Annotated in this window: 19 protein-coding genes; 11 read left to right on the plus strand and 8 right to left on the minus strand. The window is 68.4% G+C overall.

Translation table 11 applies throughout. The features are described 5' to 3' along the window. Nucleotides 1–774: 774 nt before the first annotated feature. On the minus strand, nucleotides 775–1,788 hold the full coding sequence (locus tag TW83_RS09300; protein ID WP_045982497.1) for a LacI family DNA-binding transcriptional regulator: 1,014 nt from the start codon (nucleotides 1,786–1,788) through the stop codon (nucleotides 775–777). Nucleotides 1,789–1,963: 175 nt separating this feature from the next. Between TW83_RS09300 and iolG the strand changes: the two genes are divergently transcribed. The 10 genes from iolG (at nucleotide 1,964) to TW83_RS09350 (ending at nucleotide 13,470) form a co-directional block, all read left to right on the plus strand. After that, nucleotides 1,964–2,956, plus strand: a complete 993-nt coding sequence (gene iolG, locus TW83_RS09305) for an inositol 2-dehydrogenase (RefSeq protein ID WP_045982498.1) — start codon at nucleotides 1,964–1,966, stop codon at nucleotides 2,954–2,956. Between the two features lie 125 nt (nucleotides 2,957–3,081). Next, nucleotides 3,082–4,005 (plus strand): sugar ABC transporter substrate-binding protein, encoded by a 924-nt coding sequence (locus TW83_RS09310; RefSeq protein WP_045982499.1) that lies wholly within the window; start codon nucleotides 3,082–3,084, stop codon nucleotides 4,003–4,005. 58 nt (nucleotides 4,006–4,063) lie between these two features. Beyond that, nucleotides 4,064–5,164 carry an ABC transporter permease gene (locus TW83_RS09315; protein ID WP_045982500.1) on the plus strand — a complete coding sequence of 367 codons (1,101 nt, stop codon included), beginning with the start codon at nucleotides 4,064–4,066 and terminating at the stop codon, nucleotides 5,162–5,164. Further along, entirely contained in the window at nucleotides 5,164–5,940 is a 777-nt protein-coding gene (locus TW83_RS09320) for an ATP-binding cassette domain-containing protein (protein ID WP_045982501.1), read from the plus strand. Before TW83_RS09315 ends, TW83_RS09320 begins: the two co-directional genes overlap by 1 nt. Further along, complete coding sequence (locus TW83_RS09325; protein ID WP_045982502.1) at nucleotides 5,940–7,046, plus strand: Gfo/Idh/MocA family oxidoreductase; 1,107 nt, start codon at nucleotides 5,940–5,942, stop codon at nucleotides 7,044–7,046. The genes TW83_RS09320 and TW83_RS09325 overlap by 1 nt, the downstream gene beginning before the upstream one ends. Beyond that, a complete protein-coding gene (iolC, locus tag TW83_RS09330; RefSeq protein ID WP_045982503.1) occupies nucleotides 7,033–8,952 on the plus strand; it encodes a 5-dehydro-2-deoxygluconokinase in 1,920 nt (639 codons plus the stop codon). The genes TW83_RS09325 and iolC overlap by 14 nt, the downstream gene beginning before the upstream one ends. A gap of 50 nt (nucleotides 8,953–9,002) precedes the next feature. Continuing rightward, entirely contained in the window at nucleotides 9,003–10,832 is a 1,830-nt protein-coding gene (iolD, locus tag TW83_RS09335; protein ID WP_045982504.1) for a 3D-(3,5/4)-trihydroxycyclohexane-1,2-dione acylhydrolase (decyclizing), read from the plus strand. Nucleotides 10,833–10,842: 10 nt separating this feature from the next. Next, on the plus strand, nucleotides 10,843–11,766 hold the full coding sequence (gene iolE / locus TW83_RS09340; RefSeq protein ID WP_045982505.1) for a myo-inosose-2 dehydratase: 924 nt from the start codon (nucleotides 10,843–10,845) through the stop codon (nucleotides 11,764–11,766). Nucleotides 11,767–11,851: 85 nt separating this feature from the next. Next, nucleotides 11,852–12,646: a 5-deoxy-glucuronate isomerase gene (gene iolB, locus TW83_RS09345; RefSeq protein WP_045982528.1), complete on the plus strand. Its 795-nt coding sequence runs from the start codon at nucleotides 11,852–11,854 to the stop codon at nucleotides 12,644–12,646. Then, complete coding sequence (locus TW83_RS09350) at nucleotides 12,643–13,470, plus strand: TIM barrel protein (RefSeq protein ID WP_045982506.1); 828 nt, start codon at nucleotides 12,643–12,645, stop codon at nucleotides 13,468–13,470. Before iolB ends, TW83_RS09350 begins: the two co-directional genes overlap by 4 nt. A gap of 253 nt (nucleotides 13,471–13,723) precedes the next feature. Here TW83_RS09350 and TW83_RS09355 read toward each other — a convergent pair whose 3' ends face one another. The 7 genes from TW83_RS09355 to TW83_RS09385 all read right to left on the minus strand — a co-directional run bounded on the left by TW83_RS09355 (nucleotide 13,724) and on the right by TW83_RS09385 (nucleotide 22,345). Beyond that, on the minus strand, nucleotides 13,724–14,797 hold the full coding sequence (locus tag TW83_RS09355) for a 2,3-butanediol dehydrogenase (RefSeq protein WP_045982507.1): 1,074 nt from the start codon (nucleotides 14,795–14,797) through the stop codon (nucleotides 13,724–13,726). Nucleotides 14,798–14,821: 24 nt separating this feature from the next. Continuing rightward, nucleotides 14,822–15,592 (minus strand): acetoin reductase, encoded by a 771-nt coding sequence (locus TW83_RS09360; protein WP_045982508.1) that lies wholly within the window; start codon nucleotides 15,590–15,592, stop codon nucleotides 14,822–14,824. A gap of 52 nt (nucleotides 15,593–15,644) precedes the next feature. After that, entirely contained in the window at nucleotides 15,645–17,444 is a 1,800-nt protein-coding gene (locus TW83_RS09365; protein ID WP_045982509.1) for an NAD(P)/FAD-dependent oxidoreductase, read from the minus strand. Between the two features lie 140 nt (nucleotides 17,445–17,584). After that, a complete protein-coding gene (locus TW83_RS09370) occupies nucleotides 17,585–19,306 on the minus strand; it encodes a sigma-54-dependent Fis family transcriptional regulator (RefSeq protein WP_045982510.1) in 1,722 nt (573 codons plus the stop codon). A gap of 196 nt (nucleotides 19,307–19,502) precedes the next feature. Next, on the minus strand, nucleotides 19,503–19,685 hold the full coding sequence (locus TW83_RS09375; protein ID WP_157001476.1) for a hypothetical protein: 183 nt from the start codon (nucleotides 19,683–19,685) through the stop codon (nucleotides 19,503–19,505). 385 nt (nucleotides 19,686–20,070) lie between these two features. Further along, nucleotides 20,071–21,288 (minus strand): histidine kinase dimerization/phosphoacceptor domain -containing protein, encoded by a 1,218-nt coding sequence (locus tag TW83_RS09380; RefSeq protein WP_045982512.1) that lies wholly within the window; start codon nucleotides 21,286–21,288, stop codon nucleotides 20,071–20,073. 175 nt (nucleotides 21,289–21,463) lie between these two features. Beyond that, nucleotides 21,464–22,345 (minus strand): LysR family transcriptional regulator, encoded by an 882-nt coding sequence (locus TW83_RS09385; protein WP_045982513.1) that lies wholly within the window; start codon nucleotides 22,343–22,345, stop codon nucleotides 21,464–21,466. Between the two features lie 97 nt (nucleotides 22,346–22,442). Between TW83_RS09385 and TW83_RS09390 the strand changes: the two genes are divergently transcribed. After that, nucleotides 22,443–23,975, plus strand: coding sequence for a proton-conducting transporter membrane subunit (locus TW83_RS09390; RefSeq protein WP_045982514.1), 1,533 nt, complete (start codon nucleotides 22,443–22,445; stop codon nucleotides 23,973–23,975). The last annotated feature ends 14 nt before the right edge of the window (nucleotides 23,976–23,989 follow it).

A 23,989-nucleotide genomic window follows, 5' to 3' on the forward strand; every position in this document is an offset into this window, starting at 1 on the left:
CCGCCCCTACGGCCCTTAATCGAGAGAGCGGGCCGGGGCCGGCTCAGCGCCCATCCGCACCGGCAGCGACATTTCTAAATGGCGGAACACGCGACATTTTAATTTGGTGACAACAGATGGCCTAACTCTCATGGCAGCGACCGGCAAGCGGATCCTGACGCATGATGCCGAGCCACTACGCCAAGCGACGCTGAGCGATAGCGTCAAACCAACCCCGCCCTGTCCCATACCGGGGGTCTACGGTCCGCACTGGACGGCACGGCAGTGGCTGCTCGGGTGGTGCACCCCCGCACAGCGCAGGTCGAAGACCGGCACGGCAGCTGGGCCAAGCTAGCCGTACGCTTCTTTGGCCATGTCGATCCAAGCGCTGCATCTGTCCATGTCGTTTGTACCGCGATGGAACTGATTTTTTTGTGCAAGCGAGCAAGGGACGCAAGCATTGCTTCGACGTAAAGGCCAAGTGCGACCGTCATCCGGCAGCCGTTAGGTTGGTCGGATACCCGGCCCCCTGCCCTAATACGCAGAAATCATGCTCTTAGGTACCCTTTCCCCGGTGGCAAGACCAGCCTGACGTACCAGGTCGCCGTCGCCAGCAATCCACATTTTCGGCGCGCCTTGAACGAACGGCGTATCCGTTAGAACGGTATGGCAAGTCCGGTCAGCAGCGACGTCTGCGGATCACAGCGGTTTTGCACGATCATCTGTGCCGATCACCGACGCCAGGTATCCGGACCAATTCGACTGTCTCGCCAGTATGCCTGCCTTCATGCCATCTCAGGCGCTGTGCCGGATGACCAATTCGCCGGTGAACTTGCGGTCCAGGTTCCTTGAATCGGCGCTTTCCAGGACGTCGACAAGGTAACCGGCCATCTCGGCAAGCGGCTGGCGGTATGTGGTCAACTGATAGTGCGGGCTGGCGGCCTGCGGTACGTCGTCGAAGCCGACCACCGCGATGTCCTGGGGTACGCGCAGTCCCAGCCTGTAGCGGATCGTGTCGATGGCACCCAAGGCCAGGGCATCGTTCTCGCAGACGATCACGTCGGGCAGATCGACGCCCTTGCGGCCGTGCAATGTCCGGAACGCGATCTCGGCCGACAGGATGGGATCATAGCGCGGCACCGAAACCGTCTCAGGGGCGTGGCCGAACCAGTCCTGCCAGACCAGGGCGAAGGTCTCCTTGCGCAACAGATGCGCCGACGCCGTGTTGGGCCCGGCGACATACAGCGGGCGGCGATATCCCTTGGCAATCACGTAATGCGCAATCTCCTTGGTCGCGATCTCGTCGTCCACGGCAATGGAGATCGTGTCGGGGTTGCGGGAGGTCCGGGCAAAGATGATCAGCTTCTTGAAGCGATGCGCCCGATGGGCCGCAGCTAGCACGTCGTCGTCGAACTGGATGCCAATCAGGATCGTGGCGTCCACCCGCCGCTGGCTGGCGTTGATCAGCGCCGGGGTCGTGTCCTCGCGGTCAAGCGTGTTGACCAGCAGCGTGTCCAGGCCCCGTCCCCGCAGCGCCCGGGTCAGGCAATCCATCATCACCAGCTTGTGCGGGTTGGCAAAGTCATCGACCAGCAGCGCCACAAGGTTCGACCGCGTCGATGCCAGGGCCGACGCGCTGAGATCGGGGATATAGCCAAGCGCCTGCGCGGCGGACATCACCTTCTCTCGGCTTTTGGCCGAGATCGAGGCGTCCTTCTTGAAGGCGCGGTTGACCGTCCAACGCGACACGCCGGCGGCGATCGCGACATCGTCCGCGGTCACGCTGTCGAACCGGTCGGGCTTGCTCATGGCTGGCTCCTGTCATGATCGGTGGCCTGTCCTGTCGATAGCTATACGGCAGCCAAAAGGCCACCACAGCAAGAAAAGCACGCGCGTGCAAAAAATGCTTGCACGCGCGTGCAATCAGTGTACCCATGATGACGCAGCGGCAGGGAGAGGCCGCGAACGCGATGGGGGGATTCGGATGCTGAAGGTTGGTTTGCTGGGTGCCGGCAGGATCGGACAGGTTCACGCGGTGAACATCGCGGGCCATCCCCGCTCCACTCTGGTGGCGGTGTCGGACATCCACGCAGAGGCCGCCGGCACCCTTGCCGCCGCGCATGGCGCCGAGGCTCGCAGCTCCGACGCGATCCTGAACGATCCCGGGATCGACGCCGTGCTGATCGCGACCTCGACCGACACGCATTCGGATTTGATCGAGGCTGCGGCCCGGTCGGGCAAGGCCGTGCTGTGCGAAAAGCCCGTGGATCTGTCGCTGGACCGGGCGCAGCGCTGCCTGGAGGCCGTGGCGGACCGGGCGACAACCGTGATGATCGGTTTCAACCGCCGATTTGACCCGAATTTCGCGGCGCTCAAGGCGTCGCTGCTGAAGGGCGACATCGGCAAGCCGGAACTACTGTCGATCACCTCCTTCGATCCGGCGCCGCCGCCGGTCGATTACATCAAGGTGTCCGGCGGGCTGTTCCGCGACATGATGATCCATGACTTCGACATGGCCAATTTCCTGATGGGCGATGCCCCCGTATCCGTCAGCGCGGTGGGCAGCAGCATCGTCGACCCCCGCATCGGCGCGGCGGGCGACGTGGACACCGCGGTCGTGACGCTGCGCTATGGCGACGGGCGCATCGCGGTCATCAAGAACAGCCGCCGGGCCGTCTATGGATACGACCAGCGGGTCGAGCTGCTGGGCTCGACGGGTCTGCTGCAGGCCGGGAACATGCTGGAGAACACGGTCGTCCGTTCGACGGTGGACGGGGTGGTGTCGGGAAAGCCCACCTATTTCTTTTTGGAACGCTACATGCCCGCCTATGCCGCGGAATGGGACGCCTTCGTCGGCGCGGTCCTGGACGGACGGCCGCAATCGGTGACGCTTGCCGACGGTATCGCCGCGCTGGCCCTGGCCGAGGCTGCCACCCGCGCCGCCCGGACCGGAGAGACCGTCCCCCTTCAGGGCTGACAGTTCCGGGCCCGCCGCGACCGCGAGGACGGCGCGACGGGCCTTCAAGCGATCCGGCAGGGGAGATGCCGGGAATGACGGGGGGTCGCCTGCGTCCCTTCGAACGATCAACAGGGAGGAAAGACATGACCAAACTGACAGCCTCGGCCGCCGTGGCGGCAGTGCTGACCCTTGCCGCGCCCGCGATGGCGCAGAACATCATCGTGGTGGCCCATGGCCAGGCCAACGACCCCTTCTGGTCGGTCGTCAAGAACGGTGCCGCCAAGGCGGGCGAACATACCGGTGCGACGGTCGATTTCCGGTCGCCCGAGGTCTTTGACATGGTCGCCATGGGCCAGCTGATCGATGCCGCCGTGAACCAGCAGCCCGACGGGCTGGTCGTGTCGATCCCCGATGCCGATGCGCTTGGGCCCTCGATCCAGCGTGCGGTCGAGGCGGGCATCCCGGTGATCTCGATGAACTCCGGCTCGGACGTGGCGGCCGATCTGGGCGCGCTGCTGCATGTGGGACAGTCGGAATACGACGCCGGCGTGGCCGCGGGGCAGCGGCTGGCCGAAATGGGCGGGACCAAGGGCATCTGCGTCAACCAGGAGGTCGGCAACGTCAGTCTGGACCAGCGCTGCGACGGCTTTGCCGAGGGCTTCGGCCATCCGGTGACGGTCGTGCCCACGGCCAACGACCCGACCGAGGTGCAGTCCAAGGTCCGCGCCGCGCTGGAATCCGACCCCGAGGTCGACAAGGTCCTGGGCCTGGGCGCCAGCTTGGTCGGAGAGCCCGCCGTCGCCGCCGCGGAGGCGCTTGGCCGCGACGACGTGATGATCGCCAGCTTCGATCTGTCGGCGGGCTTCCTGCAGGCGGTGGCCGACGGCAAGGCCGCCTTCGCCATCGACCAGCAGCAGTTCCTGCAGGGTTACCTGCCGGTCGCCTTCCTGGCGCTGAATGCCCAGTACGGCCTGATGCCGGGCGGTGACGTGCCCTCGGGGCCGAACCTGGTGACCCAGGACAGCGCCGCCCAGGTGATCGAGCTGTCCGCCCAGGGCATCCGCTAAGCCTATCGGCGGGCGCGCCATCCGCGCCCGCCCCGCTTTGCCAGCAGGGGGACCCCCGATGACCGAGATCGCATCGCAAGACGAACGGATCGCCACGGAATCCATGATGACGCGCCTGATGAAGCGCCCCGAACTGGGGGCCATCGGCGGCCTGATCCTGGTGACGATCTTCTTTCTGACCACCGCCAGCCCGTCGATGTTCACGCTGGCGGGCATCATGAACTTCCTGACGCCCGCGGCTCAGCTGGGCATCCTGGGCATCGCCGCCGCCCTGCTGATGATCGGGGGCGAATTCGACCTGTCGATCGGCTCGATGGTGGCCTTCGCGGGGATGATCTTCGGCGTGCTGGTCGTCAATCTGGGCCTGCCGCTGATCCTCGCGATCCCGCTGACGATGGCCTTCGCGGCCGCGACCGGCGCGGTGAACGGGGCCATCGTGCTGCGCACCGGGCTGCCCAGCTTCATCGTGACGCTGGCTTTCTTGTTCATCCTGCGCGGCGCGTCGCTGGTGGGACTGAAGCTCTTCACCAACGGCTCGACCCAGCTGCGCGGCGTGCGCGAGGCGGTGGCGGGCGACTGGCTGACGCCGATCTTCTCGGGCGACGCCTTTCCGGGCCTGTTCCGCTGGCTGGGCGATCAGGGGATCATCGCGACGCTGAACAACGGCGCACCCTCGGTCCCCGGCATCCCGGTCGAGATCCTGTGGTTCCTGGGCGTGGCGGGGCTGGCGACCTTCGTACTGCTGCGCACGGCGGCGGGGAACTGGATCTTCGCCACCGGCGGCGACAAGACCGCGGCCTCCAATTCCGGCGTGCCGGTGCGCCGGGTCAAGATCACGCTGTTCATCCTGACCGCCCTGGCTGCGACGCTGGTCGCCATCGTCACCGTGATCGACACCGGATCGACCGACGCGCGCCGCGGCTTCATGAAGGAATTCGAGGCGATCATCGCCGCCGTCATCGGGGGCTGCCTGCTGACGGGGGGCTATGGCTCTGCCATCGGGGCGTTCTTCGGGGCGATCATCTTCGGCATGGTCACGATCGGGCTGACCTATACCGGCTTCGACCAGGACTGGTTCCAGGTCTTCCTGGGGGCGATGCTGCTGCTGGCCGTGGTCTTCAACAACGCCATCCGCAAGCGCGTGACGGGGGAACGCTGATGTCCGATCCGATCATCCACATGCAGGGCATCAAGAAGCGCTTCGGCAACGTGATCGCCCTGAACGGCGTCACCTTCGACGTACGGCCCGGCGAATGCCACTGCCTTCTGGGAGACAACGGCGCGGGGAAGTCGACGTTCATCAAGACCATGTCGGGCGTCCACAAGCCGACCGAGGGCACGATCACCTTCGAAGGCCGTCCGATGCAGTTCGACAGCCCCCGCGACGCGATGGAGGCGGGCATCGCCACCGTATTCCAGGACCTGGCCATGATCCCGCTGATGAGCGTCACGCGCAACTTCTTCATGGGGCGCGAACCCACGAAGGGCCGCTTCATCAAGCGGTTCGACCTGGAGACCGCGAACCGCATCACGATGGAGAAGATGCGCCAGATGGGCATCAACCTGCGTGCGCCCGATCAGGCGGTGGGCACCCTGTCGGGCGGGGAACGCCAGACGGTCGCCATCGCGCGGGCCGTCCATTTCGGCGCCAAGGTGCTGATCCTGGACGAGCCGACCAGCGCGCTTGGCGTGCGCCAGACCTCGAACGTGCTGGCGACCATTGCGCGGGTCCGGGCGCAGGGGGTGGGCGTGGTCTTCATCAGCCACAACGTGCGCCACGCGCTGGCGGTGGGCGACCGCTTCACGGTGCTGAATCGCGGCCAGACCTTGGGGACCGCTGACAAGGGCCAGATCGACGCCGCCGAACTGCAGGACCTGATGGCCGGCGGGCAGGAGCTGGCCACGCTGGAAGGCAGCCTGGGAGGGACGGTCTGATGTCCCTGGGCGTCGCGCTGATCGGCACCGGCTTCATGGGCAAGTGCCATGCGATGGCCTGGCGCAACGTGGCGACCGCCTTCGGCGGCACGCCACCCCGGCTGGAGGTTCTGGCCGATGCGGCGGCCCCCGACGACCTTGCCCGCGCATGGGGCTTTGCCCGAGCCACGGGCGACTGGCAGGCCGCCGCCGCAGACCCGTCGGTGGATGTCGTCAGCATCACCACGCCCAACGGCCTGCACCGCCCGATGGCGGAGGCGGCCCTGCGCGCGGGCAAGCATGTCTGGCTGGAAAAGCCCATGGCCCTGACGCTGAAGGATGCGCAGGCCATGGCCGATCTGGCCGCCGCGCATCCGGATCAGGTGACGCTGCTGGGCTACAACTATCTGCGCGGCCCGGCCTTTCAGGCGGCGCGCGCGTTGGTGGCGGATGGGGTGATCGGACAGCCATTGGCCTTCCGCGGCGTCTATGACGAGGACTATTCGGCCGACCCCACCCTGCCCTGGTCCTGGCGCATGACGCATCAGGGGGGCGGTCTGGGCGCGCTTGGCGATCTGGGCTGCCATCTGGTCAGCGTCATGGTCGCGCTGATGGGTCCGGTGGCGGAACTGACCGCCATGACCCAGATCGCCGTGCCGACGCGCCCATCCCCCGAAGGCCCCCGCGCGGTCGAGAACGAGGACAGCGCCCTGGCGCTGATCCGCTTTGCCAGCGGCGCGCAGGGGTCGTTCGCCACGTCCCGCGTGGCGCGTGGCCGCAAATGCCGCCTGCAATGGGAGATCCACGGATCAAACGGCACGCTGGTCTTCGACCAGGAGAACATGAACGAGCTGTGGGTCCACCGGGCGGGCGATGCGGGCTTCACCCGCCATCTGACCGGGCCGGAGCAGCCCGATTTCGCGGCCTTCTGCCCCGCGCCCGGCCATGGGTTCGGCTTCAACGAACAGAAGGTCGTGGAATGCCGCGACCTGATCCGCGCGATTGGCGGCGGCGCGCCCTGCGGGCCCGACTTTGCGGCGGGTCTGACCATCGAACGCATCATACACGCCATGGCGACCAGCAACGGTCGCCCGGTGACGCTGGAGACTGCGCATGAAGACGCTTGACGTGATCACCATCGGCCGGTCCTCGGTCGATCTCTATGGCCAGCAGGTCGGCGGGCGGCTGGAGGACATGGGGTCCTTTGCCAAGTATATCGGCGGCTCGCCAACCAACATCGCCTGCGGGACGGCGCGGTTGGGGCTGCGGTCGGCGGTCATCACGCGCGTGGGCGACGAGCATATGGGCCGTTTCATCCGCGAGCAGCTGATCCGCGAGGGGGTCGATGTGCGCGGCGTGGCGACCGACCCCGCGCGGCTGACCGCGCTGGTGATCCTGGGCATCCGCGACGAGGACAGCTTTCCGCTGATCTTCTATCGCGAGAACTGCGCCGACATGGCGCTGTCCGAGGAGGACATCGACGAGGACCTCATCGCCCAGGCCCGCTGCGTGCTGGCGACCGGAACCCACCTGTCGAACCCCAGGACCGAGGCCGCGGTGATGCGCGCGCTGGACATGGCGCAGGCCCATGGCGCAAGGACCGCGCTGGACATCGACTATCGCCCGAACCTGTGGGGCGTGGCGGGGCACGGCGAGGGCGAGAGCCGCTTTGTCGAAAGCGCCGCCGTGACGACCAAGCTGGCGGCGACCCTGCACCTGTTCGACCTGATCGTCGGCACCGAGGAGGAGTTCCACATCGCCGGCGGCACGACCGACACGCTTGCGGCGCTGCGCGCGGTCCGCGCGGTGTCGGACGCGACGCTGGTCTGCAAGCGCGGCGCCAAGGGGGCGGTGGCCTTCACCGGCGAGGTCCCCGACAGTCTGGATGACGGAGAGGCGGGACCGGGCTTCCCGATCGAGGTCTTCAACGTGCTAGGCGCGGGCGACGGGTTCTTTTCGGGCCTGCTGAAGGGATGGCTGGACGGCGAAAGCTGGCCCCGCGCGTTGGAATACGCCAATGCCTGCGGCGCCTTCGCGGTCAGCCGCCACGGCTGTACCCCCGCCTATCCCAGTCTGGAGGAGCTGCGATTTTTCCTTGAGCGCGGGGTGACGCGGCCCGATCTGCGGAACGATGCGGCACTGGAGCAGATCCACTGGGCCACGAACCGCCAGGGGCGGATGGGCGGCGACTGGTCCACGATGCGCGTGTTTGCCTTCGACCACCGGATGCAGCTGGAGGAGATGGACGGATACACCCCCGCCGGGGGCGGCGCCTTCAAGCGGCTCTGCCTTGACGCGGCGCTGCAAGTGCAGGATGGCCAAGGCGGCTATGGCATCCTGTGCGACGGTCGCATCGGGCGCGCGGCGCTGCATGCGGCCTCGGGCACCGGCCTCTGGATCGGGCGGCCCGCCGAATGGCCGGGCTCGCGCCCGCTGACGCTGGAGCCGGAACTGGGCCCGGATTGCGGGGGCCTGGGCGAATGGGCGCGCGAGAACGTCGTCAAGGTGCTGTGCTTCTGCCATCCCGATGACGATGCCGCCCTGCGGGCCGAGCAGGAGGCGACGGTCGGTCGGCTGTACGCCGCGGCGCGTCGCAACGGGCTGGAGTTCCTGCTGGAAATCATTCCGTCGAAGGTCGGGCCGGTCGATGACGCGACGACCGCGACGCTGATTGCACAATTCTATGCGGCGGGTATCTATCCCGATTGGTGGAAGCTGGAACCCCTGACCAGCCAAGCGGCCTGGGCCAAGGCCATCGACGCGATCGAGGCGCATGACCGCCACACCCGCGGCATCGTGGTCCTGGGCCTGGACGCGCCCGAGGCCGAGTTGGCGGCAAGCTTCAGGATCGCGGCGGGCTTTGACCTGGTACGCGGATTTGCGGTCGGGCGGACGATCTTTGGCCAAGTGGCGCGTGACTGGTTCGCGGGGCGCATCGACGACGCGGCGGCCGTTACAGAGATGGCCGCCCGCTATCGGCGGCTGTGCGAGGTCTGGGACCAGGCCCGAGCCGCCGCGAGGGTGGCGGCATGAGCGTGCGGGACGCGGCGGCGTTGGACAACATGGAAGGCAAGGGTGGGCGAATGCAGCAGACGGTTCGATTGACGGCGGCGCAGGCGATGGTACGCTGGCTTTCGGTGCAGATGACCGAGAACGGAGAGCGGTTCATCGACGGTGTCTGGGCGATTTTCGGGCATGGCAACGTGGCCGGCCTTGGTGAGGCGCTGCACGGGATCGGCGACGATCTTCCGACTTGGCGCGGCCAGAACGAACAGACCATGGCCCATGCCGCCATCGCCTTTGCCAAGGGCCATGCCCGTCGGCGGGCGCAGGCGGTGACGGCCTCGATCGGGCCGGGGGCCACGAACCTGGTGACCGCTGCCGCCCTGGCGCATGTGAACCGCCTGCCGCTGCTGCTGATCCCGGGCGACGTCTATGCCTCGCGCCGCCCCGACCCGGTGCTGCAGCAGGTCGAGGATTTCGGCGACGGCACGATCAGCGCGAATGACTGCTTTCGCCCGGTCGTGCGCTATTTCGACCGCATCACCCGGCCCGAGCACCTGCTGACCGCCCTGCCCCGCGCGTTGCAGGTGATGACTGATCCGGTCGACTGCGGCCCGGTCTGCCTGGCCTTCTGCCAGGACGTGCAGGCCGAGGCCCATGACTGGCCCGAGGCGTTCTTTGCGCCCCGCGTCTGGCGCATCCGGCGCCCCGCGCCCGACGCGGCCGAGCTTGCCGATGCGGCGGCGATGATCCGTGCGGCCGAGGCACCGGTGGTAATCTGCGGCGGCGGCGTGATCTATTCCGGCGCCGAGGATGCGCTGGACGCCTTTGCTACCCGGTTCAACATCCCGGTGGTCGAGACGCAGGCCGGCAAGTCGGCCCTGGCGCAGGATCATCCGATGAATTTCGGCGCCGCCGGGGTCGACGGTTCGGCCGCGGCGAATGCGGCGCTCCGCGCCGCGGACCTGGTCGTCGCGGTGGGCACGCGCCTGCAGGATTTCACCACGGGTTCGCGCACCCTGTTCCCGCAGGCGCGGCTGCTGGGGATCAACGTCGCGGCCCATGACGCGGCCAAGCAGGGCGGGGTCGGCCTGGTGGCCGATGCGCGCGTGGCGCTGCAGGCGCTGTCCGCCGAGCTGGGCGATCTGCGCTTTGATTCCGCCGATCCGCAGGCGCGTGCCGGCTGGCTGGCGGCGGTCGATGCCCATTGCAGCAGGCCGGCCGACGGGCTGCCGACCGACGCGCAGGTGATCGGCGCCGTGCAGGCGGCCGCGCCCGACGGCATCGCCATGTGCGCCGCCGGCACCATGCCCGGCGCGCTGAAGCTGCTGTGGCAAGCCAGCCGCCACGGGTATCACATGGAATACGGCTATTCCTGCATGGGCTACGAGATCGCCGGGGCGATGGGCCTGAAGCTGGCCCGCCCCGCACGCGAGGTGCTGTGTTTCGTCGGCGACGGCAGCTACATGATGGCCAACAGCGAGCTGGCCACGGCGGTCATGCGGCGCGTGCCCTTCACGGTGATCCTGACCGACAATCGCGGCTATGGCTGCATCAACCGCCTGCAGGCGCATACGGGCGGGGCGGCGTTCAACAACCTGTACGCCGATTGCCGGGTCGAGGCGCAGCCGCAGATCGACTATGTCGCCCATGCGGCCAGCATGGGGGCCCATGCGGTCAGGGCGCGCGATCTGGCCGATCTGCAGGATCAGATCGCGGCCGCGCGCGGTCGCGACATTCCCACCGTCATCGTCATCGAGACCACCGCCCGGCCCGGCCCTGGCGACGGGCTGGAGGGCGCGGGCCAGTTCTGGGACGTGGCGGTCCCGGCGGTCGGGGGCACGGAGACGCTGAAACAGGCCTATGCGCGCTATCTGGAACAGATCGCGCATCAGGCCACGATCAACTGAAGGCAGGACCATGATCCTCTATGGCACCAACCCCATTGCCTGGGCGAATGACGACGACACGTCCATCGGCGCCCATATCCCGACCGAGCAGATCCTGCGCCAGGCGGGCCCCGAGATCGGCTTTGACGGGATCGAGAACGGTCACCGCTGGCCGGACGATCCGCAGGCGCTGAAATCGCTGCTGGCGGAATACGGGCTGCGCTTTATCTCGGGGTGGTATTCGACCGAACTGCTGACGCGTTCGGTCGAGGACGAGATCGCCGCCGTCCAGCCGCATCTGGCCAAGCTGAAGGCGAACGGCTGCCGCGTCTGCATCGTCTGCGAATGCTCGAACACGGTGCATGGACGCGCCGATGTCGCGGTGAATGACCGCCCCCGGCTGAGTGCCGAGGAGATGGCGGCGTTCGGCGCACGGATCGAGGCCTTTGCCGCCTATCTGGCCGGCGAGGGCGTCACGCTGGCCTATCACCATCACATGGGCACCGTTGTCGAGAGCCCCGAGGAGATCGACGCCTTCATGGCCGCGACCGGTCCCGCGACGCACCTTTTGTTCGATGCCGGCCACTGCACCTTCGGCGGTGGCGACCCCGAGGCGGTGCTGCGCCGTCACGCCCCCCGCGTCGCGCATTTCCATGCCAAGAACATCCGCCGCCCGCTGACCGAGCGCGTGCGGGCGGAAGGGCTGTCCTTTCTGCAGGCGGTGATGGCGGGGGCCTTCACCGTGCCGGGCGACCCCGAGGGGGCGATCGACTTCGTGCCGTTGCTGCGCATCCTGGCCGAGGCGGATTACGACGGCTGGCTGGTGATCGAGGCTGAGCAAGACCCCGTCCAGCGCGACCCGCTGCACTATCAGGCGATGGGGCTGAGGGCGCTGCGGGCGGCCGCGGCGGAGGCCGGGCTGGACCGGGGCGACAGCGCCGCGGGGCGCGGCTGAGGGGGCCAGCCCCCATCCCGTTCCGGGATTCCCCGGGGGTTTTTGGACAAAGAAGAAGCGGATGCGGACGCAGAAGGAGGCAAAGATGGCGGACCTGTTGAGGCGGCCGTTCGGGACGCATGGCGAGGTGCATCGCATCACGCCGGAGAGCGCCGGGTGGCGCTATGTCGGCTTTGCCCTGCACCGTCTGCGTGCCGGAGAGCGCGTAGCGGAGGCGACGCAGGCGCGCGAGGTGATCGTGGTGATGGTCGAGGGCCGCGCGTCCGTTCGGGCCGCGGGGCAGGACTGGGGCGTCCTGGGCGACCGGATGGATGTCTTCGAGAGGACGCCGCCGCATTGCCTTTATGTCCCGAACGGACAAGACTGGACGGCCGAGGCGGTGACCGACTGCGTCATCGCGGTCTGTTCCGCGCCCGGTCATGGCAGACACGCGGCACGGCGGATCGGGCCGGACGGCATCACGCTGACGCAGCGGGGCGAGGGCAGCAACACCCGCTGGATCAACAACATCGCCATGGAGGCCGAGGACTGGTGCGACAGCCTGCTGGTCACTGAGGTCTTTACCCCCGCCGGCAACTGGTCGTCCTATCCCAGCCACCGTCACGACGAGGACGATTTCCCCCGCATCACCTATCTGGAGGAGACCTATTACCACCGCCTGAAGCCCGCCCAGGGCTGGGCGGTGCAGCGGGTCTATACCGACGACGGCAGCCTGGACGAAGTGATGGCGGTGCGCGACCACGACGTCGTCCTGGTCCCCCGCGGCCACCATCCCTGCGGCGCCCCCCACGGGTTCGAGCTGTATTACCTGAATGTCATGGCCGGGCCCCGCCGCAACTGGCGTTTCGTCCCTGCCCCCGAAATGGAGCAGGTCGGATGACCGCCCCCCGCAGCGTTGATCCGCGCCCCCGCCCCTTTCAGCTGGCTGCCTGTGCCGAGATGCTGTGGCCGGACCGGCCCATGGAATGGCGCGCCGCACGCCTGACAGAGATGGGGCTGGGCGTCGGTCTGTGGAACTGGGACAGCCACGACCTGGACAAGCTGGCCCGGGTCGGGGCGCGCTATACCATCATGAACGGCTATCTGCGCGGCCGTCTTGCGGATGCAGAAGGGGCAATGATGCTGCTGGCATCGGCCAGGGAGGCGATAGAGGTCGGCAAGCGGCTTGGCGTGGCGCGGCTGAACCTGCACGGGACGGGCCTGGGCGATCACGGCATCCCCCTGTCCCCGCACGAGGTCGTCAGCGGCGCGATGTGGCTGCAGGCGCGCGACACGTTGAACCGCATCTGCGATCTTGCCGAACGGGAGGGCGTCGTCTTCACGCTGGAGAACCTGAACCAGCGCGATCATCCGGGCTGCCCGTTCGCATCGACGGGCGACGTGCTTGCGCTGGTCTCGTCCATCGACCGGCCCCAGCTGCGCATCAACCTGGATCTGTATCACACCCAGATCGGAGAGGGCGACCTGATCCGCTGGTGCGAACGCTGCCTGCCCTGGATCGGAGAGATCCAGGTCGCGGACAATCCGGGCCGCTTCGAACCCGGCACCGGAGAGATCGGCTTTGCCGCGATCGCGACCGCGCTGGTGCGGATGGGCTATGACGGGCCCGTCGGGATGGAGGCGTTCGCGCAAGGCGACAGCGACGCTGCCGTCGCGGCCTTTGTCAGCGCGTTCACGCCCGCACCCGCCGTATCCCTGGCCTGACGATCGTCGGGATCGAACCTGGTTGGGGACGCGCCGGCTTGCCCTTAGGCCGGCGGTCTGCACCTCCTCGTCTAGCGAAGCCAGCCGACCGTGACGTCCGATCCGATCGGCGTGATTAGCGGACTTGGGGCCACGCACAGGTCCTTGAGCGATAGCACGCCAATTCGCTTGGACAGCGCCCTGCCCTTGGCGCCGGTTGGCAAGGCCCGCAGGCGCGGGCCCCGTGGATGGACGACAGCGCGTCCGGGTCGGATCAGCGCGACAGGTCGATCAGGATCTTCAGCTGCGTGCCGGCCGGGTCCAGAAGCCGGTCGAACCCTTCGGTGATCGCCTCGTTCAGGCCGATCCGCCGTGTCACGACCTTGGCGGCGGGAAGCGCGCCGGACGCGATCATGCCCGCCACGCGCGGCCAGTAATGCGTGGGATAGGCCCAGCTGCCCCGCAGGTCGACATCCTTGAAGGTGACCGCGAACCAGTCCAGCGGGTTGTCATGCGGATGCAAGCCGGTCTGCACGACCACCCCCTGCTTGCGCACCGCGTCCAGGCAGGCCTTCAGTGCATGCTCGTTGCCCACGCATTCGATCGCCACGTCACAGCCCACGCCGCCCTCGGTCGCCGCGCGGACCGCGTCGCCGACCGACGCCTTGGTCGGGTTCAGCGTGACCACGTCGGGCAGCAGGTCGCGCACCAGCGCCAGCCGCGTCTCGTTCGGATCGGAAACGAAAAGCCGCACGGCGCCCGCCGCCCGCGCGGCCATCAGCGTCAGCACACCGATGGGCCCCGCCCCCGTCACCAGAACGGACGACCCGGCAAAGACCCCGCCCCGGTCGCAGGCATAGACCGCGACGGCCGCGGGCTCGATCAGGGCCACGGCCTCGTCGGGCAGATCGTCGGGGATCCTGACGACGTTGTAGTCGTTCAGCAGTGCCCGTTCCGCCATGCCGCCCGAATGCCAAGACAGACCCGCCAGGGCCAGCTGGTCGGACAGGTGGAACAGCCCACGATCGGCATAGTAATCGCCCGACCGGGGCATGATCAGCGGCTGGACGGACACGCGGTCGCCGGGGGCGACGTGGGTGACGCCCGCACCCACGGCCTCGACCACGCCGCCGAATTCGTGGCCCAGCACCTGCGGGCCGTGGGCGCCGGTGAAGGCATGTGGCTCTTTCGGGACGAAGATCGGGCCATAGGCGTATTCGTGCAGGTCGGTGCCGCAGATGCCGCAGAAGGTGTTGCGGATCAGGACCTGACCCGCGGCGGGGTCGGCGGGGGCGTCGATCTCCTCGATGCGCAGGTCGCGGGCGGCGTGGAAACGCAGGGCTTTCATGGGATGCTCCGTTGGGAAAGGGGATCAGCGATAGACCAGGCCGCCGTCCATGATGACGCATTGGCCGGTCATGTAGTCGCTGTCGGGGCTGGCCAGATAGGATACCAGGCGGGCCACGTCCTCGGCAGTCTGCGACCGGCCCAGGGCGATGCCGCCCACGAAGGCGTCGAAGGTCTCGCCGACCTTGGCGCCGGTGACCTCGGCAAAGCGGGCGTCGATCTGGGTCCACATGTCGGTGCCCACGACGCCGGGGCAATAGGCGTTCACGGTGATGCCCTGGGCCGCGAACTCCTTGGCCGCCACCTGGGTCAGGGCACGGACCGCGAACTTCGTCCCGCAATAGGCGCCCAGCATGGCATAGCCCTCGTGCGCCGCGATGGAGGCAGCCGAGACGATCTTGCCCGTCCGCCCCTTGGCCTTGAACTGCGCGGCGGCGGCCTGGATGCCCCACAGGACGCCCTTGACGTTGACGGCGTGGATGCGGTCCATCTCGGCCTCGGTGATGTCGGCGATGGGCTGGACCTGCGCGATGCCCGCATTGTTGATCATCACGTCGAACCCGCCCAGATCGGCCTCGGTGCGGGCGACGGCGTCGATGACGGCGGCGCGGTCGGCGACGTCCAGTCGGATCGTCGCCACGGGGCCGTCGATGGTGGCTGCGGCACGGTCCAGCGCCTCCTGGTCCAGATCGGCCAGCGCCACGGCCAGCCCGTCGCGCGACAGGCGCTGTGCGATGGCCAGCCCGATCCCTCTGGCGGCGCCGGTGACCAGCGCCACCCTGTTGTCGGTGGTCATGATGTCTCTCCTTGGGAAAAGGCGGCCCGGCGGGGTGCCGGGCCGGCGCCGGTCAGGACAGGTGATGCACCGGCTGCAGCCCGTGGACGGGGGTCTCGATCCCCTCGGCCCGCGCCTTCAGCTGCAGGGCCAGGTACAGCGAGTAATGCCGCGACTGGTGCAGGTTGCCGCCATGGAACCACAGGCCGGGCTGCTGGGTCGGCTTCCACATGTTGCGCTGTTCGCCCTCCCAGGGACCGGGGTCCTTGGTGGTGCCCGAGCCCAGGCCCCAGACCTTGCCCACCTTATCGGCCACGTCCTGCCCGATCAGGTCTGCGGCCCACCCGTTCATCGACCCGTATCCGGTCGCATAGACGATCAGGTCGGCGGGCAACTCCTCTCCGGTGTCCAGCAGGACGCCGTTCTCGGTGATCTCGACCAATTGGCCGTGGGCCAGCTTGATCTTGCCGTCGATGATCAGCTGGCTGGCGCCCACGTCGATGTAGTATCCCGATCCACGGCGCAGGTACTTCATGAACAGGCCGCTGTCATCGTCGCCGAAGTCCAGCTTGAACCCCGCCTTTTCCAGCCCCGCATAGAAATCGGCGTCGCGTTCGCGGATCTGGTTGTACAGCGGGATCTGCCACTGGTGCATGATCCTGTAGGGCAGCGACGCAAAGATCAGGTCGGCCTTTTCCGTCGTCATGCCGCCCGCGACGGCCTCCTCGGAGTAAAGCGCGCCCAGACCGATCTCCATCAGGCTGTCGGATTTCACGATATGGGTCGAGGACCGCTGGATCATCGTGACATCGGCGTCATGTTCCCAAAGCGCCGCGGCGATGTCATGGGCCGAATTGTTCGACCCCACGATCACGACCTTCTTGCCGGCATAGGCATCGGGGCCGGGATGCTTGGATGAATGGTGCTGTTCGCCCTTGAAGCGGTCCATGCCGGGAAAGTTCGGGACGTTCGCCTTGCCCGACATGCCGGTGGCCAGGACCAGCTCCTTTGGGTGCAGGGTGACCTGTTCCCCGTCGCGGTCCACCACGACCGTCCATTCGCCCTTGGCCTCGTCATAGCGGGCCGACCTGCAGGTGCTGCGGGTCCAGTAGTTCAGCTCCATCACCCGCGTGTACATCTCCAGCCAGTCGCCGATCTTGTCCTTGGGGGCAAAGACGGGCCAGGTGTCGGGGAACTTCAGATAGGGCAGATGGTCGTACCAGACCGGGTCGTGCAGGCACAGCGACTTGTAGCGGCGCCGCCAGCTGTCGCCGGGCCGGTCGTTGGTGTCGATGATGATCGCGGGCACACCCAGATGCCGCAGCCGCGCACCAAGTGCGATGCCCCCCTGCCCGCCGCCGATGATCAGCGTGTGGGGCTGGCGTGAATATCCCAGCTCGGCCGCCTCGGCCTCGCGCTCCTCGCGCCAGCTGGGGCGGTTCTTGCCGGCGCCGTGCTTGGCGCCCATCGGGCGGGACGGGCCCTTGGCCTCCTCATGGCCCTTCAGCTCCTGCAGGGCGGTCAGCAGCGTCCAGATGCGCCCGTCGCGCAGGCGGACCAGGCCATAGCCGCGCCCGACCTTGGTTTCGAAATTGAACCACGCAGTGACGACACCGTCGTCATCAGACACGGGTTCGGCCGGGTCCACCCGCCAGCCGGTCGGTGCGATGTGGCCTAGTTGCGCCCGCAGCATGTCGGCCACCTGGTCCGGCCCCTCCAGCGTGCGGATGTTCCAGGTAAAGCTGACCAGGTCGCGCCAGTGGCAATCGGTTGCGAACAGCGCCTTGGCGCGGTCGATGTCGCCCGACTCCAGCGCCTGGCCCAGATCGTCCAGCACCGCCTGCGCGCGCTGTTCGGCTGTGGTGTCCAGCATGATGGTTCCTCCCTCAAATCGGTCTCCCGAAGCGGAGGGTGCAGGCCGTCACCCGGTCCCGCACAGCAAAATCGACCGCCGCGGCGCGGCAATCGCATGCCGCGGCGCAACACCGTTGCGTGCGCAACGCGCGCGCAACATCACCCCAGGGCGCGCAACCGGCGCAGGACCGTGGACCGGTTGACCCCCAGCCTGCGCGCCGCCAGCGCCATGTTCCCCCCGCAGGCCGCCAGCACCTGCTGCAGGTCATCCTCCGGCACCCCGGCGGGTGCCGCGGCCTCCAGCAGCGGCGGCGGCAGATCGTGGCTGTCGATCACCCGCCCCTCGGCCAGCAGGGCCGCGGCCTGAAGGGTGGACGCCAGCTCGCGCAGGTTGCCGGGCCAGCGCCGCGCCTTGAGGTCGGCCCGCGCCCGCGCCGACAGCCGCAGCCCGTCGGCGGATGCCGCGCGCAGCAGGCGGTCCAGCAGCCAGTCCAGATCCTGGCGCAGATGCAGCGGCGGCAGGTCCAGCGCGGCCCCCGCGATGCGGAAGAACAGGTCCGCCCGGAACCGCCCGTCGCGCACGTGCTGGCCCAGATCGCAGCGCGTCGTGGCGATCACGCGCAGCTTGCACCCGGCCAGCGACCGCAGCAGCACCGCCTGCGCGGCCGTGTCCAGATCTTCGACCCCCTTGAGGAACAGCGTGCCTTGCCCGTCCGCGGGCAGCGGCGCCTGCCCCTGTCCGCAGCCCGCACAGTCGAAGACGTGAAAGGGCGCGGCATCCCTTCGGCACATGTGGATGGCGCGGGCCAGCCGCTCCTTGCCTGTGCCGGTCTCGCCGCGGATCAGCAGCGGCACCGCGCTGTCCGCCAGGCGCGCGGCACGTTCCAGCAGCGCCTGCATCGCGGGGTCGGGACCGGCAAGGCTGGACAGCCCGCCGGGAAGCAGCGGCTGGCCGCGCGGCTTGCGGGCAGCTTGGGGCGCGATGGCATGACCGAACAGCGCCCGGCCGTCGCGCAGGCGGATCACCCGATCCTCGGTCGGGCGGCCGCGCATCAGGTCGGGCAGGTCGTCCACCGACAGGTCGGTCACCTGGTCCAGCCGCTGGCCCAGCAGCGCGGTTCCGGGCGATAGCGCGGCCTGGGCCGCATGGGTCAGGCCGATGATCCGCCCCGCCCCGTCCAGCGCAATCGCGGCCTCGGGGTCCACCTCCAGGAACTCCGGGCTGGAGGACAGGCGCAGCACCCAATCGCTGCGCGTCATCGCCATCAGGTTCGCCATCTCGACCCGCCGGGCCGAGGTGCGCACCAAATTCATCGCCAGGTTCTGGCTGGCCTTGGGCTGGGGCGACCGCAGCAGCGACACGTCCAGCACCGCCGCCAGCTGACCCGAGGTGTCGAAGATCGGCGCCGCGGTGCAGGACAACGGCGTGTGATGCAGGTCGAAATGGTCGCTTTGATGGATCGTCACCGCCTCTCCGGTATAAAGGCAGGCCCCGACGCCGCAGGTTCCGGCCAGATGCTCGGACCAGTCCGACCCCAGATACAGGCCCGCCGCGCGCAGGTCGTCCTGGAACCGCGTGTCGCCGAAGAAGTCCACCGTCACGCCCTTGGCATCGGCCAGCAGCAGGACATAGTTCTGCCCCGCCACCTGCCGGAACAGCGCGCCCAGTCCCGACCGTGCGATGGCGATCAGGCGTTCGGACTGTTCGCGATGGCTGCGCAGCTCCGTCTCGGTGACGATATGCGCCGGAGAGGGCTTGGACGGGTCCAGGCCGTAACGCTCGATGCAGCGTCGCCAGCTGGCCTGCACGACGCTGTCGCGCCCGGTCGCCTGTCCTTGCAGCACGCGGTCGATCTCGTCGACATGGTCGATGTCGCGCATGGCCCTCCCTCGCCTTGCGGCAGCCCTCCCGATCAACGCACAGCAGGGCCGCGCTGTCCATACGACCTAAGACAGGCGCGCGACTGCCGCCGGACGATCCTGCCCTCGGCTGCGGTTGCGGTCGAACCGACTGCCTAACCTCCGACGGATGCAGCCATGTGGAATGTCGATCCAATCAAGACCCCTGTGACACAAGTCACGTGTCTCTCCATGCCCTACCCGGTGTCCTGAACACGACCGTCAAGTTGACCGCCGCCCTTATGCTGCTTCCGGCGTCGGCGGCCTGCAGCTTCGCGATGGCGGTCATGGGGATCCCGACGTCGGCGACGTCGAACATCCTCGCCATCTTCAAGGATGCGATTATGGCCCCGTTGATCATCTGCGCGCTGCTGCTCGTGGACTGCTTCGCGGACACAGAACCGGCGATCCTGATCCTTCCCCCATCCTACAGTTCACCGCGCAGAAGTTCAGCCAAGACGCCTTGGACCTCAGCATAATCGTGATATTCCATTACGACATGTCCACGGCCACCAAATCGGCCTGCTTGTCGAAGCCAGCGTTATTTGCGTCTAGGGGGATACTGCCGTCCACGAACGTGTGCTGTCGCGTCTCCTGCTTTAACGGTGCTGGCGCTGGTCAACTATCTGCCTAGGTGCCCGTCTTCCAAAGCAACAATGGTTCTGCCGCCCCAACCCAGGACCTGACCGACCGATCACCCGCAGGGTGACCGATGACCGGCTGCACCGACACGGCCCCCAGCCCCCTTAGGCGTCCTGCTGCGCGGCGAAGTCCAGGACATAGCACGTGCCCGGCTGCGCGTCCCGCCATTCGGACCGGCCGCGCAGCTGGCGCGCCATTCCCGCGATCAGCGTCATGCCCAGGCTGCTGGCTTCGGCCGCGTCGAAACCGGCCGGCAGGCCCCGGCCCCGGTCGCAGACCGTCAGCCGCAGCTGACCCGGATCGATGACGCGGATGGTGACCTGAACGGACCCACCAGCCTTGGAATAGGCATATTTGAACGCGTTCGTCACCAGCTCGTTCGCCAGCAGGGCCAACGGGATCGCCTGGTCCGTCACCAGCTTGACCGGCGCAAAGTCGCATTCCAGGGACAGCCCCGGCCCGGCCGCCTCGCGCAGCTGGGTGCACAGCGCGCCCATGAACGGGGCAAGGTCGACCATGTGGACCTCGTTGGCGCGCCACAGCTGGTCGTGAACCTGCGCGATGGTCATCACGCGCCCCTGCGCGTCGTCCAGAACGCGCGCCAGCCCCGGGTCCGAGATCGCGTGACGCTGCATGCCAAGCAGGCCCGCGACCATCGCAAGGCTGTTCTTGACGCGGTGGCTGATCTCTCGGGTCAGGATCTCCTGATGGGTCAGGGCGTCCTGCAGCCGGGCTTCGCTGGCCCGCAGCGCCTCCTCGACCCGGTGCCGTTCCAGCGCCACCCCGATCAGGTTGGCGAAACCCTGCAGGAAGGCCAGGTCGGCCGGGCTGAACCACCCCTCGTTCGGGCTGTCCACCTCCAGAACGCCGTACCGGTCGCCGTCGCCCTGGATCAGCACGTTGATCGCGCGCCGGATGCCGTGTTCCGCCAGCAGGCTGGGCGTGCGGAACCGCGTTTCCTTGGACAGGTGGTTCGAGATGACCGGCTCTCCGGTCTGGAAGGCATAGCCCGTCGGGCTTTCCGCGTCGGCACCGACGCGGGCATGCCCCACGACCCCGTCCCTCCAGCCGACGCCGGACTTGACCAGAAAGCGGCCCTCGGCAGGCAGGTATTCCATCACCTTGCAGAACTGGCTGTTCAGGCCAAGCGCGCAGACGCGCGACGCCTCCTGCAGCATGTCGGTCACGTCGCGGGCGCGCAGCGCGTATTCCCCGAAGGCGGCCGTCAGCTTCTGCTGGCGCAGGCGATAGGCCAACTCCTCGGCGACATCGCCGCATTTGGCAGGCGCGGCGGCCCGGGAGATCCCGTGGTCCTCGTCCATGGCGTTCCCTCTCTCTGTTCCGGCCCGATCTGCTGAACGGTCCGGCAGCGCATGCGGTGAACAGGGCAGTCATGCGGGCTGATGGCCCTGCCCCGCCGGTGCAACGCATCAAGGCATAACACCCTCCCGCCCAAATGGCTGCATCCGATCGTCCCCGGCCCGGTCGCTGGACGCCTCAGGACCCCGGCGCGTCCTGTCCGGTCAGGACCTCTGCCAGCAGCGGGTTGGGAAAGCGGCGCTGCAGCGTCACGGCATAGAACGTCTCGCTGATGCCTCCCAGCTGCGCGGCCTCGATCAGGGTGCCGGCCTGCAATTCGTCCCGCACGACGATGGGCGGGATCACGGCCAGACCGGCACCGTCGCGCGCCAGAAGACGCAGCATCGCCATGTCGTCCGCTTCGGCGGCGATCAGCGGCACGATGCCCGACCGGGCCATCAGCGCGTCGAAATCGGCACGCAGGGCGGTTTCCGGCACCGGCAGGACCAACGGTTCCGACCGCAGCAATTCGTCCGGCGACCGGCCGCTGCCCACCAGGCGCGGCAGTCCGATCAGGCCGACGGGCTGGTCGGCAAGCCGGTGCACCAGCCACAGACTGGCCGCATCGCGCGCCGGGGCGTGGTTCGTCAGCACCACGTCCAGCGACAGGACCTCCAAGCCGCGCAGCAGCTCGGCCTGCATCCCCGACCGCAGCACCACCTCGACATCCGGGCGTCCGATCAGCGGGCGCAGGAACTGCATCTGGAAATTCCGCGACAGCGTCGCAAGCGCCCCGATCCGCAGCGCGCGGCGACCGCGCCCCGTCTCGCGCAGGGTGGCGGACAGGTCGTCCGCGGTCCGAAAGATCGCCTCGGCATGATCCAGCGCGATGCGGCCGGCCTCGGTCAGGACCAAGCCGCGGCCGCGCCGTTCGAACAGGTCGTGGCCCAGGGCCGCCTCCAGCACGCGCACCTGCGATGACAGGGCCGATTGCGACAGGTTCAGCCGCCGCGCGGCGCCTGTCAGCGTGCCGTCCAGCGCGACGGCCCGGAACAGGCGCAGGTGATGAAGGTTCAGCATCGTTCGACCTGACAGAACGTTTTTCTACAGAATATGTAATTTTCAGAAGCATGGCCAGAGGCTATCCGACAGGGACCCTTCCATCGGAGCCCGCGCCATGATCCTGCCGCTGACATTCTTCGGACCCCTCCTGCTTGTTGCCGCCGCGGTGCCGTCCCGCGCCCGATCCGTTCCGCGGCTGGCCGAGGCCGCGGGCCTTGCCGCCATGGCGCTGGCGCTGATGGGCACGGTGCAGCTTCTGCTGACCGGGCCGCAATCGCTGACGCTGGCGCCGGGCATCCGCCTTGGACTGGACGCGGTCGGTGCAACAATTTCCGTGCTGGTCGCCTTCGTGGGCTGGATCGTCCTGCGCTATTGCCGCAGCTATCTGGTGGGCGAGGCACGCGCCGCACGGGCGCAGGGCGGCATCCTGGTCGCGTTGGCCGCCGTGCTTGTCCTGGCGATGGCGGGCGATCTGGTCCTGATCGCACTGTGCCTTGGCGTCATCGGCATCGCGATGCGCGACCTGCTGCTGTTCTATCCGGACCGTCCGGCCGCACGCCGCGCCGCGGCCAAGTTCACCTGGGTGTGGTGCGCGGGCGACGCGGTGCTGGTCGTGGCGGTGGTCCTGACCTGGGTGGCGTTCGGCACGACCGATCTGGCATCGATCAACGCGGTCGCGACGGCCGGCCCCCTGCCCCTGGCCGCGAAGGGCGCAGTGGCCGCCCTGGTCCTGGTCGCGCTGCTCAAGACGGCGGCCTTTCCCGTGCAGGGCTGGCTGACCGAGGTGATGGAGGCGCCGACCCCGGTCTCGGCGCTGCTGCACGCGGGGATCATCAACGCCGGCGGTCTGCTGCTGATCCGCACCGCCGATCTGGTACAGGCGGTCCCCGGCGCCATGGCGGCGCTGGTCCTGCTGGGCGGCCTGTCGGCGCTGTTGGGCGCGATGGTCATGCTGACGCAAAGCGCGGTCAAGACGGCGCTGGCCTGGTCCACCGTCGCCCAGATGGGGTTCCTGCTGCTGCAATGCGGGCTGGGCCTGTGGACGCTGGCGCTGCTGCATGTCGTGGCCCATTCGCTGTACAAGGCCCATGCCTTCCTGGCGTCGGGACAGGCGGTCCGGGCGGTGGCGGCGGCCCGGCGGCCCGGCCCGGTCGCGGTGCCCGGCGCGGGTGCGGTGGCACGCGCCTTCGGGATGGCGCTGGTCCTCTACGCAGTCGTCGCGCTGGTCTTCTGGGCGATCGGCGGGACCAAGTCGGCGCAGGCGCTGGCCCTTGGTGCGATCCTGATCTTCGGCACGGCCTATCTGGTGGCCCAGGGCCTGGCCGATGCCGCACCCCGCACGCTGACGCAGCGCACGGCGGTGGGCTCGCTTGCGACGGCCACGGGATATTTCGGCTTTCACCTTCTGGCGGACAGGCTGTGGGGGTCGTCGCTGCCACTGCCGCCGGTCCCCGGCGCGCTGGAATGGGCGCTGATCGCGCTGGTGCTGGTCTCGTTCGGGCTGATCGCGGTCGCACAGGCCCTGTTCCCGCTGTGGATGCACCATCCGGCGACGGCCGCCCTGCGCGTCCACCTGGCCAACGGGCTGTACATCAACGCCCTCTTCGACCGGATGATCGGCGGATTCCGCATCGCCCGGCCCAACTGATCCCCGACATCGTC

The organism is Paracoccus sp. S4493 (assembly GCF_000967735.1).
Classification (GTDB): domain Bacteria; phylum Pseudomonadota; class Alphaproteobacteria; order Rhodobacterales; family Rhodobacteraceae; genus Paracoccus; species Paracoccus marcusii.